Origin of the sequence: Nocardioides sp. URHA0020 (assembly GCF_000620705.1) — a bacterium.
Lineage (GTDB): Bacteria > Actinomycetota > Actinomycetes > Propionibacteriales > Nocardioidaceae > Nocardioides.
Genome location: NZ_KK211168.1, coordinates 391,704 through 408,631 on the forward strand (window position 1 = coordinate 391,704; position 16,928 = coordinate 408,631).

19 protein-coding genes are annotated in these 16,928 nt (G+C 72.2%); 14 read left to right on the plus strand and 5 right to left on the minus strand.

Features of this window, described 5'->3' with window-relative positions:
• Positions 1-33 precede the first annotated feature (33 nt).
• From N542_RS0113580 to N542_RS0113595, 4 genes are read left to right on the plus strand one after another with little or no spacing between them, the layout of a single operon-like run.
• On the plus strand, positions 34-789 hold the full coding sequence (locus N542_RS0113580; RefSeq protein WP_028644384.1) for an enoyl-CoA hydratase family protein: 756 nt from the start codon (positions 34-36) through the stop codon (positions 787-789).
• Positions 786-1,679, plus strand: a complete 894-nt coding sequence (locus tag N542_RS0113585; protein ID WP_028644385.1) for a CoA transferase subunit A — start codon at positions 786-788, stop codon at positions 1,677-1,679. Before N542_RS0113580 ends, N542_RS0113585 begins: the two co-directional genes overlap by 4 nt.
• Positions 1,676-2,443 (plus strand): CoA-transferase subunit beta, encoded by a 768-nt coding sequence (locus tag N542_RS0113590; protein WP_028644386.1) that lies wholly within the window; start codon positions 1,676-1,678, stop codon positions 2,441-2,443. Before N542_RS0113585 ends, N542_RS0113590 begins: the two co-directional genes overlap by 4 nt.
• Positions 2,440-3,507, plus strand: coding sequence for an NAD(P)H-dependent flavin oxidoreductase (locus N542_RS0113595; RefSeq protein WP_028644387.1), 1,068 nt, complete (start codon positions 2,440-2,442; stop codon positions 3,505-3,507). Before N542_RS0113590 ends, N542_RS0113595 begins: the two co-directional genes overlap by 4 nt.
• Positions 3,508-3,691: 184 nt before the next feature.
• Here the strand turns inward: N542_RS0113595 and N542_RS0113605 are convergent, their stop codons facing one another.
• Positions 3,692-4,534, minus strand: a complete 843-nt coding sequence (locus N542_RS0113605) for an NAD-dependent epimerase/dehydratase family protein (RefSeq protein WP_028644388.1) — start codon at positions 4,532-4,534, stop codon at positions 3,692-3,694.
• Between the two features lie 107 nt (positions 4,535-4,641).
• On the opposite strand from N542_RS0113605, the gene N542_RS0113610 reads away from it, so the two are divergent.
• The 6 genes from N542_RS0113610 to N542_RS0113635 are packed head-to-tail and all read left to right on the plus strand — an operon-like array spanning position 4,642 to position 8,289.
• Positions 4,642-4,965, plus strand: coding sequence for an ArsR/SmtB family transcription factor (locus N542_RS0113610; protein ID WP_028644389.1), 324 nt, complete (start codon positions 4,642-4,644; stop codon positions 4,963-4,965).
• Between the two features lie 29 nt (positions 4,966-4,994).
• Positions 4,995-5,489 carry a hypothetical protein gene (locus N542_RS26705; protein WP_051551748.1) on the plus strand — a complete coding sequence of 165 codons (495 nt, stop codon included), beginning with the start codon at positions 4,995-4,997 and terminating at the stop codon, positions 5,487-5,489.
• Positions 5,482-5,856, plus strand: coding sequence for a hypothetical protein (locus tag N542_RS0113620; RefSeq protein WP_028644390.1), 375 nt, complete (start codon positions 5,482-5,484; stop codon positions 5,854-5,856). The genes N542_RS26705 and N542_RS0113620 overlap by 8 nt, the downstream gene beginning before the upstream one ends.
• A gap of 53 nt (positions 5,857-5,909) precedes the next feature.
• Positions 5,910-6,497: an RNA polymerase sigma factor gene (locus N542_RS24855; RefSeq protein ID WP_197025956.1), complete on the plus strand. Its 588-nt coding sequence runs from the start codon at positions 5,910-5,912 to the stop codon at positions 6,495-6,497.
• Positions 6,494-7,471, plus strand: a complete 978-nt coding sequence (locus tag N542_RS24860; protein ID WP_051551753.1) for a CU044_5270 family protein — start codon at positions 6,494-6,496, stop codon at positions 7,469-7,471. The genes N542_RS24855 and N542_RS24860 overlap by 4 nt, the downstream gene beginning before the upstream one ends.
• A 35-nt stretch (positions 7,472-7,506) precedes the next feature.
• Positions 7,507-8,289 (plus strand): isocitrate lyase/PEP mutase family protein, encoded by a 783-nt coding sequence (locus N542_RS0113635; protein WP_028644391.1) that lies wholly within the window; start codon positions 7,507-7,509, stop codon positions 8,287-8,289.
• A 73-nt stretch (positions 8,290-8,362) separates the two neighbouring features.
• On the opposite strand, the gene N542_RS0113640 is transcribed toward N542_RS0113635, so the two are convergent.
• From N542_RS0113640 to N542_RS0113655, 4 genes are read right to left on the minus strand one after another with little or no spacing between them, the layout of a single operon-like run.
• Positions 8,363-9,526 (minus strand): acetyl-CoA C-acetyltransferase, encoded by a 1,164-nt coding sequence (locus tag N542_RS0113640; RefSeq protein ID WP_028644392.1) that lies wholly within the window; start codon positions 9,524-9,526, stop codon positions 8,363-8,365.
• Entirely contained in the window at positions 9,519-10,112 is a 594-nt protein-coding gene (locus tag N542_RS0113645; RefSeq protein WP_028644393.1) for a TetR/AcrR family transcriptional regulator, read from the minus strand. The genes N542_RS0113640 and N542_RS0113645 overlap by 8 nt, the downstream gene beginning before the upstream one ends.
• Positions 10,105-10,908: an SDR family oxidoreductase gene (locus tag N542_RS0113650; RefSeq protein ID WP_028644394.1), complete on the minus strand. Its 804-nt coding sequence runs from the start codon at positions 10,906-10,908 to the stop codon at positions 10,105-10,107. The genes N542_RS0113645 and N542_RS0113650 overlap by 8 nt, the downstream gene beginning before the upstream one ends.
• Positions 10,905-12,089, minus strand: a complete 1,185-nt coding sequence (locus N542_RS0113655) for an acyl-CoA dehydrogenase family protein (protein ID WP_028644395.1) — start codon at positions 12,087-12,089, stop codon at positions 10,905-10,907. Before N542_RS0113655 ends, N542_RS0113650 begins: the two co-directional genes overlap by 4 nt.
• A gap of 103 nt (positions 12,090-12,192) precedes the next feature.
• On the opposite strand from N542_RS0113655, the gene N542_RS0113660 reads away from it, so the two are divergent.
• The 4 genes from N542_RS0113660 to N542_RS0113675 all read left to right on the plus strand — a co-directional run bounded on the left by N542_RS0113660 (position 12,193) and on the right by N542_RS0113675 (position 16,870).
• The gene (locus N542_RS0113660; RefSeq protein ID WP_028644396.1) at positions 12,193-13,686 is read left to right on the plus strand and encodes a FadD3 family acyl-CoA ligase; all 1,494 of its coding nucleotides are present in this window, start codon (positions 12,193-12,195) and stop codon (positions 13,684-13,686) included.
• A 171-nt stretch (positions 13,687-13,857) separates the two neighbouring features.
• Positions 13,858-15,012: an acyl-CoA dehydrogenase family protein gene (locus N542_RS0113665; RefSeq protein WP_028644397.1), complete on the plus strand. Its 1,155-nt coding sequence runs from the start codon at positions 13,858-13,860 to the stop codon at positions 15,010-15,012.
• Positions 15,009-15,899, plus strand: coding sequence for an acyl-CoA dehydrogenase family protein (locus N542_RS0113670; RefSeq protein ID WP_028644398.1), 891 nt, complete (start codon positions 15,009-15,011; stop codon positions 15,897-15,899). Before N542_RS0113665 ends, N542_RS0113670 begins: the two co-directional genes overlap by 4 nt.
• Positions 15,899-16,870: an acyl-CoA dehydrogenase family protein gene (locus N542_RS0113675; protein WP_028644399.1), complete on the plus strand. Its 972-nt coding sequence runs from the start codon at positions 15,899-15,901 to the stop codon at positions 16,868-16,870. The genes N542_RS0113670 and N542_RS0113675 overlap by 1 nt, the downstream gene beginning before the upstream one ends.
• Positions 16,871-16,928: the final 58 nt, after the last annotated feature.

Genomic DNA, 16,928 nt, shown 5'->3' on the forward strand with positions numbered 1-16,928 from the left:
GCAAGCATTAGGTTGAGACAGGGAAGGCATCCGATGGGCATCTCCTCCGAGCTGCGCTCCGACGGCATCCGGGTGGTGACGATGGCCGCGCCGCCGGTCAACGCCCTCACCGTCCAGGGCTGGTACGACGTCGCCGCGGCCCTAGACGAGGCCAGCGCCGACCTCGACACCCATGTCGTCGTCCTGCGGGCCGAGGGCCGCGGCTTCAACGCGGGCGTCGACATCAAGGAGATGCAGCGCACCACCGGCTTCCACGCCCTGATCGGCGCCAACAAGGGCTGCTACGCCGCCTTCAAGGCCGTCTACGAGTGCGCGGTGCCCGTGGTCGCCGCGGTCAACGGCTACTGCCTCGGCGGTGGCGTCGGACTGGTCGGCAACGCCGACTGCATCGTCGCCAGCGACGACGCCTACTTCGGCGTGCCCGAGGTCATCCAGGGCGCCCTCGGTGCCGCGACGCACATGGCCCGGCTGGTGCCGCAGCACATGATGCGCACCCTCTACTTCACCGCCCGCACCATCAAGGCGGGCGACCTCGTCCAGTTCGGCAGCGTCCTGGAGGTGGTCCCCCGCGACCGGCTGGACGACGCCGCGCTCCAGGTCGCCGGGGAGATCGCCGCCAAGGACACCCGGGTGATCCGCGCCGCCAAGGAGGCGCTGAACGGGATCGACCCGATCGACGTCAACAAGAGCTACCGGTTCGAGCAGGGCTTCACGATGGAGCTCAACCTCGCGGGGGTCAGCGACGAGCTCCGCGATCAGTTCGCCGGGACGGAGAAGAGCAAGAAGTGAGCACGGGACCACGTGACAAGCAGCTCAGCATCGACGAGGTCGTCGCCGAGCTGTCCGACGGGATGACCATCGGCATCGGGGGCTGGGGCCCGCGCCGCAAGCCGATGGCCCTGGTGCGCGCCATCCTGCGCAGCGACCTCCAGGACCTCACCATCGTCAGCTGGGGCGGCGCCGACGTCGGCCTGCTGGCCCGCGCCGGCAAGATCCGGCGGCTGGTCTTCGCCTTCGTCAGCCTCGACTCGGTGCCGCTCGAGCCGAACTTCCAGAAGGCGCGCCAGGAGGGCACCATCCCCGAGCTGGTCGAGCTCGACGAGGGCATGTTCCAGACCGGTCTGCGAGCAGCGGCCCAACGGCTGCCCTTCCTGCCCATGCGCGCCGGCCTCGGCTCCGACGTGCTGGTCAACCAGCCGCAGATCAAAACCGTGACCAGCCCGTACGCCGGCCCGGACGACGTCCACGAGGAGCTGGTCGCCGTGCCGGCGCTGCACCTCGACGTCGCCCTGGTGCACCTCAACCGTGCCGACCGGCACGGCAACGCGACGTACCTCGGCCCCGACCCGTACTTCGACGACCTCTTCTGCCTGGCGGCCGATCGCGCCTACGTGTCCGTGGAGCAGGTCGTCGACACGGCGGGTCTGACCGTCGACACCCCGGTGCAGCGGCTGCTGCTGAGCCGGATGATGGTCACCGGTGTCGTCGAGACGCCCCACGGCGCCCACTTCACGACGTGCACGCCGGACTACGAGCGCGACGAGAGGTTCCAGCGCGCGTACGCCGCCGCGGCGTCCGGCAGCGACGAGGACTGGGCGGCCTTCAGCAGCCGGTTCCTCGAGGGCGACGAGGCGTCGTACCAAGCCGCCGTCCAGGCGTTCGCCGAGGAGGGGAAGTGAGTGACGTGACCCGCGCGGACGTCTGCGCCGCAGCCATCGCCGATGCGTTCAAGGACGACGGCGAGATCTTCGCCAGCCCGATGGGCCTGCTCCCGATGCTCGGCGTGCGCCTGGCCAAGCTCACCAGCAACCCCGACCTGGTGATCTCCGACGGCGAGTCGCTCTTCCTCGCCGGCGTCCCGCCGCTCTTCGCCACGGGCGACGTCGTGGAGGGCTGGATCCCCTTCCGCAAGGTCTTCGACCTGGTCGCGTACGGCAAGCGGCACGTGATGATGGGAGCGACGCAGGTCGACCGCCACGGCAACCAGAACATCTCCGCCATCGGCGACTGGGCCCGGCCCCGGCGCCAGCTGCTCGGCTCCCGCGGTGCACCCGGCAACACGGTCAACAACCGGACGTCGTACTGGGTCCCGAAGCACTCCACCCGCGTCTTCGTCGAGGCGGTGGACATCGTCTCCGGCGTCGGACCGCAGCGTGCCGAGCAGGCGGGCTTCGCGGCCGCCCGCTACAACGACATCCACCGGATCGTCAGCAACCTCGGGGTCTTCGACGTCAAGGGCGACGACCACAGCGTCCGGCTGCTCAGCGTCCACCCGGGTGTCAGCGTCGACCAGGTCCGCGAGGCCACCGGCTTCGAGCTCGACCTCCCCGCCGACGTGCCCGTCACGCGAGGGCCCACGAGCGAGGAGCTGGTCCTGATCCGGGAGATGCTCGACCCGAAGGGCCTCCGCTTCAAGGAGGTCCCCCAGGAGGTGGCGCCGTGAGCGAGCAGCTGATCCGGACCCCGTTCACCGACCTGGTCGGCGTACGCCACCCCGTCGTGCAGACCGGCATGGGCTGGGTCTCGGGTCCTCGACTGGTCAGCGGCACTGCCGACGCGGGTGGCCTCGGCATCCTCGCCAGCGCGACCATGACCTTCGCGGAGCTGGAGCAGGCGATCATCGAGGTCAAGGGCCGCACCGACCAGCCCTTCGGCGTCAACCTGCGCGCCGACGCGGCCGATGCTCCCGCGCGCTGCCGGCTCCTCATCGACTACGGCGTCAGGGTCGCGTCGTTCGCGCTGGCCCCGAAGCCGGAGCTGATCGCCACGCTCAAGGAGCACGGCATCGTCGTGATGCCGTCCATCGGTGCGGCCAAGCATGCCGTCAAGGTCGCCGCGTGGGGCGCCGACGCCGTGATGGTGCAGGGCGGCGAGGGCGGCGGACACACCGGTCCGGTGCCGACGACGCTCCTGCTGCCCACCGTCCTGGACGCCGTCGACATCCCGGTCGTCGCCGCCGGAGGCTTCTTCGACGGCCGCGGTCTCGCCGCCGCGCTGTCGTACGGCGCCGCCGGGGTCGGCATGGGCACCCGCTTCCTGCTCACCCAGGACTCCGCCGTGCCCGACGCGGTCAAGCAGCTCTACCTCCAGCGCGGCCTGACCGACACGGTCGTCACCGCCAAGGTCGACGGCATGCCGCACCGGATGCTGCGCACCGAGCTGGTCGAGGAGCTCGAGGAGACCAGCGCGCTCAAGCGGATGGGACCGACGCTGCGCCGCACCCTGGAGTTCAAGCGGACCAGCGGCATGTCGTGGGTGGGCCTGGCCCGAGACGGCCGCGAGATGAAGAAGGCGCAGGGCCGCACGCTCGCCCAGATGGCGCTCGCCGCCAACACCCCGATGATGCTCAAGGCCGGACTTGTCGACGGCGACACCGACGCGGGCGTGCTCGCCAGCGGTCAGGTGGTCGGCGTGATCGACGACCTGCCCACCTGCCAGGAGCTGGTCGACCGCATCGTCACCGAGGCCGCCGCCGAGCTGCGCCGCGCCTCGTCGTACGTCGTCTGACGGCCTACGCGGGCGGCGTGCCGACCAACCGCTCGCACCGCCCGCCACGGTGACGCCCGTGCTGGAGTACCCGGACGTGCGCGGAGCGGTCGACCGGCTGGCCGCGGCGTTCGGCTTCCAGGAGCGCGATGTCGCGCCCGAGGAACGGGGCGGCACCACGGTCGCACCGTGGTGACCGAGGTCGTCAGCCTCGCCCGGTCGGCTCCAGGACGCCCGCACGGGTCGGAGCCCAGCCGAGGCCCCGCGCCTTGGCACCGTCGGCCTGCTGGTCGAGCAGCAGCGCCTCGGTGAGGGGTGCACCCAGGCGCTCCGCGGTGGCGTCGTTGCTCTCCGGGCGGACCCCGACCCCGGCGGACTCCGCGATCTGGCGCACCGTCGGGCTGTCACCCGAGACGGCCAGGACGTGACCGGCCGGCGCGTCCAGGCCCAGCAGCACCACGTAGAGCGCGGCCACGTCGTCGACGTGCACCGTCGTCCAGTGCTGCGAGCCGTCGCCGACGAGCAGGACGCGGCCCTCCTCGTCGCGTCCGCCGAGGAGCAGCTGGGTCAGTCCGGCCCCACGTCCGTAGACGATCCCGGGCGCCGGGACGGTGACGGCGACCGACGACTCGAGCAGCCGTCGCTCGATGCCGACCCGCCACGACGTCATCGCCGGAGGGGCGTACGGCGAGGTCTCGACCAGCGAGTCACCGCTCCCCCACAGCCAGACCCCGCTGGTGTGCAGGTAGGGCTTGGCCGTGCCGCCGAAGGCGTCGATCACGGCGGTGGCGACGGCCGCGTCGAAGTCGGCGCTCGTGGCGTCACTGGGCGAGGCGGCGTGGATCGCGGCATCCGCGGTCGCGAGCTGCTCGCCGAACCACCCGGCGTCGGTGACGTCACCCAGCACCGCGCTCGCGCCCGCCTGCTCGACCTGACCCACCGCCTCGGGGCGGCGTACCGGAGCGACGACGGAGTGACCCGCGTCGCGCAGGGCGGTGAGCACGGCCGAGCCGATGTAGCCGGTGGCGCCGGTGAGAAGGACCTTCATCTGTTGCTCCTGGAGTCGGGTGGCTGTAGTACGACGTCCGTCGTACTAAGACCGCCAACGTACTACGACAACCGTCGTTGTACGACGAGTGTCGTATCATGGACGTGATGGCCACCACCCGCACCTTCGACCACCCCGACCGGGAGCTCATCGCGCTGGACGCGGTGCTCTCGGCGCTCGCCGACCCGGTGCGCCGCACGATCGTGCGCCAGCTCGCCGACGGGCCGGACGCACAGGCGTGCAGCCAGTTCTCCCTGCCGGTCGGCGCGTCGACCCGCACCCACCACTTCCGGGTGCTCCGCGAGGCCGGCCTGATCGCGCAGGAGTACCACGGCACTGCCATCCTGAGCTCGCTGCGCACCGCGGACCTCGAGGCCAGGCTGCCCGGCGTCCTCGATGCGGTCCTCGCCTCCGAGCGCGCCGGCGCCTAGCGGCCCGGCCGATCCCCTACGGTGCCGCTGTGACGAAGCTGGGGCGCCGGACGCTGCTGTGGATGATCCCGCTCAACCTCCTGCTGCTGGTGTGGGTCTGGATCGGCCGGATCGTCTTCGGCGTCGGCGGCTGGTTCTTCGTCATCTTCCTGGTGTCGGTGATCCCGGTGCTGCTGATCGGGCTGCTCGCCACGACCGTCCTGGCGTACACCCAGCACGGGCGACCGCGCTCGCTGACACCGATGCAGGCCTGGGCCCAGGTGCTCACCTGGGTCGGGCTGCTCGGCTTCGGCGCCTTCTGCCCGGACTTCGGCGACACCGAGGACAGCCACATCTCGCTGCTCACCCAGGTCCTCGGCGCCAGTGACGCTGTCCTGGACCTGAGCTACACGATCACGATCGCCTTCGCGGGGCTCGCGTTCGTGGCGTACGTCGTCCTGCTCGCGACGCTGATCTTCGCGCGCCGTGGGGAGACCCCGGCCGACGCGGCCTACGCCGGAGCGCCACAATGGGTGGGTGAGTGAGACCCCGACGCCTGACCGGCCGGCGAAGAAGCGCCCTCGCCACCTGATGGACCCCGACAACCCGCGCCGCGAGGTCGTCCGCAACACCGGCGCCGGCACCATGAGCCTCGAGCCCGTGCAGAAGTGGGTGCTGTCGGTCCTGGCCGCCACCACCATCGCGCACCTGGCCGCCGGCCTGGTGATCGCGGCGATGTACGTCGACGACGACCGCCCCAGCGCGCAGATCGGTCTCAACGTCGTGGCCGCGGCGTTCGGCGTCCTCGCCGTGCTCGCCTTCCGCGCCATCCACCAGAAGAGGCTGCTCTCCCCCTGGCTCCTGCTCGGGCTGATCCCGCTCGTCGTCGGCCTCTGGCTGACCTTCCGCTAGAAGTCGGGACCCTCCTCGACGGAACCCGTCGCTCGTCGCGGACAGGAGTAGGTGTGAGCACCGAACCGGACCCACGCAGCCTGCGACGACAGATCCGAGCGGGGGACGAAGCGGCGTTCGCGGCGATGTACGCCGCGCACGTGGACGCCGTCTTCACCCTCGCCCACCGCCTGACCGGCAGCTGGTCGGCGTCGGAGGACGTGACCTCCGAGACCTTCCTGGCCGCCTGGCGCAGCCGTGGCGTCCTCGCCGACGACGACCGACCGCTGCGGCCCTGGCTCCTCGGCATCGCCGCCCGGCAGTCGATGAACGCGCGGCGCGCCGTACGGCGCCGCCTGGTCTTCCTGTCGCGACGCTCCTCGAGCGACGTCGTCGACGACTTCGCGGACGAGGCGGTCTCCCGCCTCGACGATGCGCGGACCCTCGCGCGGACCGCGGAGGCCATCGGCTCGCTGAGCCGGGGCGAGGCCGAGGTGCTGGGCCTGTGCGTCTGGTCCGGCCTCACCTACGCCGAGGCCGCGGACGCGCTCGGCGTGCCGGTCGGGACCGTCCGGTCCCGCCTCTCCCGAGCGCGGGCCAGGCTGCGCGACCTGGCCGCGCCCGACCTCCTGCCCACCCCGACCAGCGAGGCCCGACGATGACCGAGACCACCGACCTCCGCACGCTCCGCGCGGCCCACCCGGCTCCCCGCACCATCGAGCTCTCCCCCGCACACCGGGCCCGGCTCGAGCAGCGCGTGCTCAGCACCATCGCCGTCCACGATCGCCGCCGGCGCCGCATGGCCACCGTGGGCACGGTCGTGCTCGTCGCCGGCTGCCTGGTCGCCGTGCTGGCCCTCGCCCTCGCCGGTCGCACCGGTCCCCGACCGCCGGCGACCACCGCGCGCGCCGTGGTCGCGGCCCCCGCGGCGGTGACCGTGCTCCACCAGGCGTCGGTCGCCGCGCTCGCGGCCCCCGCACCCGAGGTGTCCGCCGACCAGTTCGTCTACGTCCGCAGCGAGGTGATCTCCAACGAGGGACGCTTCGGCGAGGGCGTCGAGCTCGGTCGACCGCACGAGCGCGAGATCTGGCTCGGCCAGGACCCCGGTCCCGCTGCGAGCGACAAGAGCGTGATCCGCGAGTTCGGGCAGGACTGGCCGATCACGTACGGCGGCCCGGCGCCGGCCGGCCTGCACCGACCGACGTACACCTGGCTCGCGGCGCTGCCCACCGATCCGGACCGGCTGCTCGACCTGCTCGAGCAGCAGGTCGTCGTGGCGGACAGGCAGGACCGGGACCAGGCCGTCTTCAATCAGATCGGCGACCTCGTGCGCGAGTCGGTGCTGCCGCCCGCCACCGCGGCCGCTCTCTACGAAGCGGTCGCCCGCATCCCCGGCGTCAGGATCGATCCCGCGGCGACCGACGCGATGGGACGTGGCGGCGTCGGCGTGACCCGCGCCGACGCGGCGTACGGCACCTCCAGCACCTGGATCTTCGACCGGCACACCCACGAGCTGCTCGGCACCCGCGAGTTCCTGCGGGGCGCGGGCGGCCAGCAGGTGCTCTTCAACGCGACCGCGGTGCTGGAGCGAGCGGTCGTCGACGGCCTCGGGGAGACGACCGACTCGGCGGCGTGAGCGTGGCCCGACACCCGGCCGCCTAGGGTGGTCCCATGGCTGACGACACGACACGCGACAAGGCTTCCACCCTCCTCCGCCTCCACCTGGCGCCCGAGCTGCTCACCGTGGTCAACGTGTGGGACGTGATCAGCGCCAAGGTCGTCGGTGACGTCGAGGGCACGACCGCGCTCGCGACCGCCAGCCACTCCATCGCGGCGTCGTACGGCTACCCGGACGGCGAGCACATCCCGGTCGACCTGATGCTCGAGGCCGCCGGCCGCATCGCCGCCTCCACCGACCTCCCGGTCACCGCCGACCTCGAGGGCGGGTACGGCGACCCGGCCGAGACCGTACGGCGCGCCATCGGCCTCGGCATCGTCGGCGCCAACATCGAGGACCAGATGCGACCGCTCGCCGAGGCGGCCGCCAACGTCGAGAAGATCATGAAGGTGGCCGAGGCCGAGGGCGTGGACTTCGTCCTCAACGCCCGCACCGACGCCTTCGTCAAGGGCCGCGACCGCGACCAGGCCGAGGTCCTCGCCGACGCGGTCGAGCGGGGCCGGGCCTTCCTCGACGCCGGCGCACCGGTCGTCTTCGTGCCGGCCAAGCTGGACGAGGCGCAGGTCGCGACCCTGGTCGAGGCCTACGGCCCGCAGCGGCTCACGATGATCGGCATCCCCGGCGTACCGTCCCTCGCCCGGCTCCAGGAGCTCGGCGTCGGCCGGGTCTCCTACGGCCCGATGTCGCAGAACGTCGCCCTCACCGCGCTCCAGGAGCTCGTCGAGGACGTGCACCAGGGTGGCGGCGTCCCGTCGACGATGCGGATCCTCAACTAGTCCGTGCGCGTCGAGACACCCGAGCTGGCTGCCAGGACGCGATCCCGACGACCAGTCCGGGTGTCTCGACGACTCAGAGCCGCTCGATGATCGTCACGTTGGCCTGACCGCCGCCCTCGCACATGGTCTGCAGGCCGTAGCGACCGCCGGTGCGCTCGAGCTCGGCCAGCATCGTGGTCATCAGGCGTACGCCGGTGGCGCCGATCGGGTGCCCGAGCGCGATGCCGCCGCCGTTGACGTTCACCCGGTCGTGGCAGGCGCCCGTCTCCTTCATCCACGCGAGCACGACGGACGCGAACGCCTCGTTGCACTCGAAGAGGTCGATGTCGTCGATCGAGAGGCCGGTGCGCGCCAGCGCGTGCTCGGTGGCGCCGATCGGACCGGTGAGCATCCAGACCGGGTCGTCGCCGCGCACCGACAGGTGGTGGATCCGGGCCCGCGGGGTGAGCCCGTGGTCCTGGACCGCCTGCTCGGAGGCGATCAGCATCGCGGCGGACGCGTCGCAGATCTGCGAGGACACCGCGGCGGTGATCCGGCCGTCGGGGGCCAGCGGCTGCAGCCCGGCCATCTTCTCCAGCGAGGTCTCGCGCGGGCACTGGTCGGTGTCGAAGACGGTGCCGTCGGGCAGCGTGACCGGTGCGATCTCGTCCGTGAACCGACCCTCGGCGATCGCGGTCCGCGCCCGCTCGTGCGACGCCAGGGCGAAGGCCTCCATGTCCTCGCGCGACACGTCCCACCGCTCCGCGATCATCTCGGCGGAGCGGAACTGGCTGACCTCCTGGTCGCCGTACCTGGCCTGCCAGCCCGGCGACTCCGCGAACGGCGTAGAGAAGCCGTACTGCTGGCCGACCAGCATCGCCGCCGAGATCGGGATCGCGCTCATGTTCTGCACCCCGCCGGCGACCACGAGGTCCTGGGTGCCGGACATGACGCCCTGAGCGGCGAAGTGGACCGCCTGCTGCGACGAGCCGCACTGGCGGTCGATCGTCACACCGGGCACGTGGTCGGGCAGCCCGGCCACGAGCCACGCCGTGCGCGCCACGTCCCCGGCCTGCGAGCCGATCGTGTCGCAGCAGCCGAGGATCACGTCGTCGACGGCACCCGGGTCGACACCGGTACGGCGTACCAGCGCGCTCAGCGTGTGCGCGGCCAGGTCGGCGGAGTGCACACCCGCGAGGGCTCCTCCGCGCTTGCCCACCGGGGTCCGCACGGCGTCGACGATGTAGGCCTCAGGCATGGTGGTGGATCCCTTCGAGCAGGATGGAGAGGTACTGGCGCGCGATCTCGGTGTGCGTGTGACGCCCGCCGGGGCGGTACCACGACACCGCGACCCAGACGGTGTCGCGGATGAAGCGGTAGGTGAGCTCGAGGTCCAGGTCGTCGCGCAGCACGCCGGCGTCGATGCCGCCCTGCAGCAGCGTGAGCCAGACCTCGCGGGACTGGCGGTTGCGCTCGGCGAGGTAGGAGAACCGGTCGAAGGTCAGCAGGTAGGCCGCCTCGTTCTGGAAGATCGCCACCTCGTCGCGGTGCTTGTCGATCGTCTCGAAGGAGACCACGACGGCCCGCTCGAGCTTGGCCAGTGGGTCGAGGTCACCGGCGATGATGTCCTCGTACTGGCCGAAGAGCTCGGTCTGGAAGGTCTGCAGGATCTCGTCGACCATCGACTCCTTGGAGTCGAAGTGGTGGTAGAGGCTGCCCGAGAGGATCCCCGCGGCGTCGGCGATGTCACGGACCGTGGTGTTCTTGAAGCCCTTCTCGGCGAACAGTCCGGCGGCGATCGCCAGCAGCTCCTCGCGTCGGGTCGCGCTCACGGGCTCAGGCATGCTGGCTGCTCACGGAGACGACCTCGCCGGTCAGGTACGACGCGTAGTCGCTGGCCAGGAAGACCATCACGTTGGCGACCTCCCACGGCTCGGCCGCGCGACCGAACGCCTCGCGCTGCTTGAGCTCGTGCAGCAGCTCGTCGGAGGTGACCTTGGCCAGGAAGGGGTGCATCGCCAGGCTCGGCGACACCGCGTTGACCCGGATGCCGTTGGGCGCGAGGTCGAGGGCCGCACACCGGGTCAGCGCCATCACGCCGGCCTTGGCCGCGGCGTAGTGGGCCTGCCCCTCCTGCGCACGCCAGCCGATCACCGAGGCGTTGTTGACGATCACGCCCTTCGTGCCCGATGCCACCATCCGCTGCCCGGCGGCCCGGACGCAGCGGAAGGTGCCGGTCAGCGTGATGTCGAGGACCTTGAGCCACTGCTCGTCGGTCATCTCCAGGATGTTCGCGGTGCCGCCGAGCCCGGCGTTGTTGATCATGATGTCCACGCCACCGAAGTCCTCCGCCGCGTCGAGCAGCGCGGCGACCTGCGCCTCGTCGGTGACGTCGCAGACGAGCTGGCGCAACCGCTCGGCACCGAACTCACCCGCCAGCGCCTCCTCGGCCTCCGCCAGCCGGCGAGCATGGGTGTCGCTGAAGACCACCGCCCTCGCGCCCTCCTCCAGCACCCGTCGTACGACGGCCGCGCCGATGCCCGCGCCCGCCGCCGCCGTCACCACGACGACCTTGCCCGCCAGCAGGTCGTGGCCGGGCACGTAGCCGGGGATGGGCTGCTCGGGTCTGGTGGCGGTCATCCGCGGGCCTCTCGGGGTAGGCCGAGCACGCGCTCGGCGAGGATGTTGCGCTGCACCTCGTCGCTGCCGCCGTAGATCGTGTCGGCGAGCGAGAAGAGGAAGAGCCGTTGCCAGCGGTCGAGCTCGTAGCGCCCGCCGGCGGCGGCGGTCAGGCCGGCCGGGCCGAGCACGTCCATGGCCACCTGACCGAGCCGCTTGTGCCAGTTGGCCCAGACCAGCTTGAAGACCGACGGCCCGGCGGCGTCGTCCGACGACAGCCCGCGCATCGCCTGGCGCCGCATCACCTCGAGCTCGACCTTGAGACCGGCGAGGCGGTCACGCAGCACCGGGTCGTCGAGCGACCCGTTGGTCCGCGCGAGGTCGACGACGCCGTCGAGCTCGCGGGCGAAGCCGACCACCTGGGCCAGCACCGAGACCCCGCGCTCGAAGCCGAGCAGCGCCATCGCGACCTGCCAGCCCGCACCGGGCTCGCCGACCACCAGGTCGGCGTCGGTGCGCGCTCCGGTGAGGAAGACCTCGTTGAACTCCGAGCCGCCGGTCAGCTGCTCGATCGGGCGTACGTCGACCCCGGGCTGGTCGAGCGGCACCAGCAGAAAGGACAGGCCGCGGTGCCGCTCGGAGCCCGGCTCGGTGCGGCAGAGCACGAACGCCCACTGGCTGAAGTGGGCGTTGGACGTCCACACCTTCTGCCCGTCGATCACCCACTCGCCACCGTCAGCGGGGCCGTCGAGTCGCGCCCGGGTCTGCACGTTGGCCAGGTCGGAGCCGGCGCCCGGCTCGGAGTAACCCTGCGCCCACAGCTCCTCGACGGCGACGATCCTCGGCAGGAACCGCTCCTTCTGCTCCTGCGTGCCGAAGGCCATCAGCGTCGGCCCGAGCAGCTCCTCACCGAGGTGGTTGACCCGCACGGGCGCGTCGGCCTTGGCGTACTCCTCGTGGAAGATCACCTGCTGGACCAGGCTCAGCCCGCGGCCGCCGTACTCCCGCGGCCAGCCGACGCAGGTCCAGCCGTGCTGGGCGAGCAGCCGGTTCCAGGCCAGTCGCTCGTCGTGTGCCTCGTGGTCGCGCCCGGCGCCCCCGAGACCACGCAGCTCGGCCCACTCGCCGGTCAGGTGCTCCTGGAGCCAGGCCCGCACCTCGGCACGGAACGCCTGGTCCTCCTCGGAGTAGGTCAGGTCCACGGGTGCTACATTACCAAGCAATTGCTTGGTTGGGATGACGAGGCCGGTTGCGCTCGCTCCCCGACCACCGAGTCCTGGGTGCCGAGACAACGAGAGGCAAGGCATGGCAGAGACGATCCCGGCCGCGCTCGGTGAGGCGGCGGACCGCTTCGGCGAGCACCCGGCGTACGTCCAGGACGGCGAGTCCGTCTCGTTCCTGGAGCTGCTGCGACGGGTCCGTCGCACCGCGCGAGGCTACGTCGCCCTGGGGCTGGAGCCCGGTGACCGCGTCTGCGTGTGGGCGCCCAACAGCATCGGCTGGGTGGTCGCCGCCCTCGCGGCGTCGTACGCCGGCGGCGTGCTCGTGCCCGTCAACTCCCGCTACACCGGGCACGAGGTCGCCGACGTGGTCGACCGCACCGGCGCCCGGATCGTCGTGGTGGAGGACGGGTTCCTCGGCCGGACCCAGGTCGCCGACCTGCGCGCCGCGAGCGAGCTGACGTCGGTCGTGGCCGTGCTCGATCTGCGGCACCTGCCCGACCTCGACGTCGGCTCGGTCACCACGGCCCAGGTCGACGCCATCGCCGAGTCGGTCTCGCCCGACGACGTCGCCGACATCCTCTTCACCTCCGGCACCACCGGCCGCAGCAAGGGCGCGATGTCCGCGCACCGGCAGACGATCGGGGTCGCACGCGCCTGGGGCGACCTGGGCGGGGTCACCGGCCAGGACCGCTACCTGGTGGTGAACCCCTTCTTCCACTCCTTCGGCTACAAGGTCGGCATCGTCACCGGTCTGCTGAGCGGCGCCACGCTCTACCCGATGGCGACCTTCGACCTCGACGCGACGATGGAGCTGATCGAGGTCGAGCGGATCACCGTGCTGCCCGGCGCGCCGACGATCTTCACCTCGCTGCTCAACGCGCCCGGTCGCGAGGCGCGGGACCTCTCCTCGCTCCGCCTCGCCGTGACCGGCGCGGCCGTCGTGCCCGTGGTGCTGATCGAGCGGATGCGCACCGAGCTCGCCATCGACCAGGTGGTGACCGCCTTCGGCATGACCGAGGCCGTCGTCGTCAGCATGTGCCGGCAGGACGACTCCGCGCAGACCGTGGCGACCACCTGCGGTCGGGCGATCCCGGGCATGGAGGTCCGCATCGACGCCGGCGGCGGGCAGGGCGCCGGTGAGCTGCTTGTCCGCGGCGACTACGTGATGCTCGGCTACCTCGACGACCCGGCCGCGACCGCCGAGGCCATCGACGCCGACGGCTGGCTGCACACCGGCGACGTCGGAGTGCTCGACGACGACGGCAACCTGGCGATCACCGACCGGCTCAAGGACATGTACATCTCCGGTGGCTTCAACGTCTACCCGGCCGAGGTCGAGCAGGTGCTGGCGCGGATGGACGGCGTCGCCGACGTGGCCGTCGTGGGCACTCCGGACGAGCGGATGGGCGAGGTCGGCACGGCGTACGTCGTCGGCGCGGTGACGCCCGAGGCCGTCATCGCCTACGCGAAGGACCGGCTGGCCAACTTCAAGGTCCCGCGCCACGTGGTCCTCGTCGATGCCCTCCCGCGCAACCTGTCCGGCAAGGTCCTCAAGACCGAGCTCCGCGGTGCCTGAGGTGCCCGTGGGCGCCCACGCCCAGCCCCCGGTGGTTGAGGTGCCCGTGCGCGCCCACGCCGAGCCCCCGGTGGTTGAGGTGCCGACGCGCGCCCACGCCCAGCCCCCGGTGGTTGAGGTGCGAAGGCCGCCAGGCCTGAGCCTCGAAACCACTCCCGAGAGGAAGCACCGATGGACCTGACCCTCTCCGAGCCGGAGCTGGCCTTCCAGACCGAGGCGCGCGCCTGGCTCGAGGCCCACGTGCCAGCCGAGCCGCTCCCGTCGATGGACACCGCCGACGGCTTCGTGGCCCACCAGGCCTGGGAGAGGCGGCTCGCGGACGCCCGGTGGTCGGTCGTCTCCTGGCCGACGTCGTACGGCGGTCGCGAGGCGTCGCTGGTCGAGTGGGTGATCTTCGAGGAGGAGTACTACCGCGCGGGTGCTCCCGGTCGGGTCTCCCAGAACGGCATCTTCCTGCTCGCCCCGATCCTCTTCGACCACGGCACTCCCGAGCAGCAGGACCGCTTCCTGCCAGCGATGGCGACCGGGGAGCAGATCTGGGCGCAGTGCTGGTCCGAGCCCGAGGCGGGCTCCGACCTGGCGTCCCTGCGCTCCACGGCGGCGCGCGACGACGAGCGCCGCGGGTGGGTGCTCAACGGCCAGAAGACCTGGTCCTCGCGCGCAGCCTTCGCCCACTGGGGCTTCGGCCTCTTCCGCTCCGACCCCGAGCCGGCCCGGCACCACGGCCTGACGTACTTCCTCTTCCCGCTCGACGCCGACGGGGTCACCGTCCGCCCGATCGCCCAGCTCGACGGCGAGGCGGGCTTCGCGGAGGTGTTCTTCGAGGACGTCTTCGTCCCGGACTCCGACGTCCTCGGAGCGCCGGGCGACGGCTGGCGGGTCGCGATGAGCACGGCCGGCAACGAGCGCGGGCTGTCGCTGCGCTCCCCAGGTCGCTTCTGCGCCGCCGCGGACCGGTTGGTCGAGCTCTACCAGCGCACCGAGCGGCCCCCGGCGGCCAGCGCCGACGCGGTCGTCGACGCCTGGATCAAGGCTCAGGCCTACCGGCTCTACACCTGGGGCACGGTGACCAGGCTCGCCGAGGGCGGCGACATGGGGGCGGCGGGGTCGGTCAACAAGGTTTTCTGGTCCGAGCTCGACATCGCCCTGCACGAGACGGCGCTCGACCTGCTCGGCCCGCGCGCCGAGGCGGAGTCGACCTGGCTCGACGGCTACACCTTCTCGCTGTCGGGCCCCATCTACGCCGGCACCAACGAGATCCAGCGCAACATCGTCGCCGAGCGCATCCTCGGCCTGCCGCGCGAGCCGAAGGGGGCGGCGAAGTGAGGTTCGTGCTCGACGCCGACCAGCGGGACTTCGCGTCGTCGCTCGATGCGCTGCTCGCCTCCTCGGACACGCCCGCGGTCGCCCGCGCCTGGGCCGACGGCGACAGCGCACCCGGCCTGAGGCTCTGGGCGCGCCTGGCCGAGCAGGGCGTCCTCTCGCTCGCCACGGAGGCCACCCCCGTCGAGCTCGCCATCGCCTTCGAGGCGCTGGGACGGTACGCCGTCCCCGGCCCGTGGGTCGAGTCCGCGGCGTACCTGCCGATCGCCCTGGGGCGCGAGGTCGAGGGGGTCGCCACCGTGGCGGTCCCGCCGCACGTGCCGTACGCGCTCGACGCCGACGTCGCCGACCAGGTGTTCGTCGGCGGCACGCCGGCCATCGAGATCGGCGAGCTGGTCGTCTCCGTCGACCGCACCCGTCGGCTCTTCCCCGTGAGCGGTGCTGGCCAGCCGGACCGGGCCGCGTTCGACCTCGCGGTGCTCGCCACGGCCGCCCAGCTGCTCGGTGCGGGCGAGCGGGTGCTCGCCGACGCGGTCGCCTACGTCAAGCAGCGCAAGCAGTTCGGCCGCGAGATCGGCTCCTACCAGGCGATCAAGCACGCGCTCGCCGACGTACGCATCTCGCTCGACTTCGCCCGTCCCCTGGTCTTCGGCGCGGCGCTCGGCGCGGTCCACGTCTCCGCCGCCAAGATCGCGTGCGCGGACGCGGCGTACCTCGCCTCCCGCACCGGCCTGCAGGTGCACGGCGCGATCGGCTACACCGCCGAGTTCGACCTCAGCATCTGGATCACCAAGATCCGCGCACTGGTCGGGGCCTGGGGCACGCCGGACTTCCACCGAGCGCGGGTGCTCGCGTCGCTGGTCGAGCCCGTCGAGGCCGGTGCGAGCTGATGGAGTTCGCGCTCACCGAGGAGCAGCAGGAGCTCGCCACCACCGTCCGCATGCTGCTCGACAGGCGCGCCGATCCGCGCGTCGAGACGTACGACGAAGGGCTGTGGAGCACGCTGTGCGAGCAGATCGGGGTCGCGGCGCTGGGGATCCCGGAGGAGTACGGCGGGGCAGGCTTCTCGCTCTTCGAGTCGCTGGTGGTGCTCGAGGAGGTCGGCCGCTCGCTGGCACCCTCTCCCCTGCTCTCCTCGCTGGTCACCGCGGAGGCGCTGCTGGCCGGCGCCGACCAGGACGCCAAGGCTCGGCTGCTGCCGCGGATCGCGGCGGGCGAGGTCGCGGCGCTCGCGATGGAGGCGGACGCCGTCGACGTGCTCGACGGCGACCTGGCGACGGTGCTCGTCCTCGTCGACGGGGACGACCTCTACGAGGTCGACCCCGCGAGCGGCGAGCGCAGCTGGACCCCCTCCATGGACCAGACGATCAGGCTGGCCACGGTCCGCTCCGACCTCGCCGGCGCCACCCGGATCGGCGACGGGGCCGCCGCACGTGACCGGGCCGCGCAGGTCGGCGCCGCGGGGTGCGCGGCGCTCGCCGCCGGCCTCGCCTCGCGCGCGCTCGAGATGACGGTCTCCTACAGCAAGGCGCGGGTGCAGTTCGGGCGCCCGATCGGCTCCTTCCAGGCGCTCAAGCACCGGATGGCCGACATGCTGGTGCTCGCGGAGATGTCCCGCTCGGCGTCCTGGGCGGCGTCGTACGCCGTGGCCACCCGGGCCGCGGACGCCGACGTGATGACCCACGTGGCGAAGGCCTACTGCTCCGACGCGGTCGCCCACCTCGCCGGCGAGACCGTCCAGCTGCACGGGGGCATCGCGATCACGTGGGAGCACGACGCCCACCTCGTCGTGAAGCGCGCGCACGCCCTCGGACAGCTCTTCGGCTCGGCGCGCGAGCACCGAGCAGCCGTGCCACTCTGAAGCGATCCGCCCCACGGGGTCGTCTGCTCCTGGGAGCGGTCGGACGGGCGCCGTGTCG

What these genes read in the sequence shown, in the direction of transcription:
- N542_RS0113580 (WP_028644384.1), top strand. Translation starts at nt 34, where the DNA reads ATGGGCATCTCCTCCGAGCTGCGCTCCGACGGCATCCGGGTGGTGACG.
- N542_RS0113605 (WP_028644388.1), bottom strand. Translation starts at nt 4,534, where the DNA reads ATGAAGGTCCTTCTCACCGGCGCCACCGGCTACATCGGCTCGGCCGTG.
- N542_RS0113610 (WP_028644389.1), top strand. Translation starts at nt 4,642, where the DNA reads ATGGCCACCACCCGCACCTTCGACCACCCCGACCGGGAGCTCATCGCG.
- N542_RS24860 (WP_051551753.1), top strand. Translation starts at nt 6,494, where the DNA reads ATGACCGAGACCACCGACCTCCGCACGCTCCGCGCGGCCCACCCGGCT.
- N542_RS0113635 (WP_028644391.1), top strand. Translation starts at nt 7,507, where the DNA reads ATGGCTGACGACACGACACGCGACAAGGCTTCCACCCTCCTCCGCCTC.
- N542_RS0113640 (WP_028644392.1), bottom strand. Translation starts at nt 9,526, where the DNA reads ATGCCTGAGGCCTACATCGTCGACGCCGTGCGGACCCCGGTGGGCAAG.
- N542_RS0113645 (WP_028644393.1), bottom strand. Translation starts at nt 10,112, where the DNA reads ATGCCTGAGCCCGTGAGCGCGACCCGACGCGAGGAGCTGCTGGCGATC.
- N542_RS0113650 (WP_028644394.1), bottom strand. Translation starts at nt 10,908, where the DNA reads ATGACCGCCACCAGACCCGAGCAGCCCATCCCCGGCTACGTGCCCGGC.
- N542_RS0113660 (WP_028644396.1), top strand. Translation starts at nt 12,193, where the DNA reads ATGGCAGAGACGATCCCGGCCGCGCTCGGTGAGGCGGCGGACCGCTTC.
- N542_RS0113665 (WP_028644397.1), top strand. Translation starts at nt 13,858, where the DNA reads ATGGACCTGACCCTCTCCGAGCCGGAGCTGGCCTTCCAGACCGAGGCG.
- N542_RS0113675 (WP_028644399.1), top strand. Translation starts at nt 15,899, where the DNA reads ATGGAGTTCGCGCTCACCGAGGAGCAGCAGGAGCTCGCCACCACCGTC.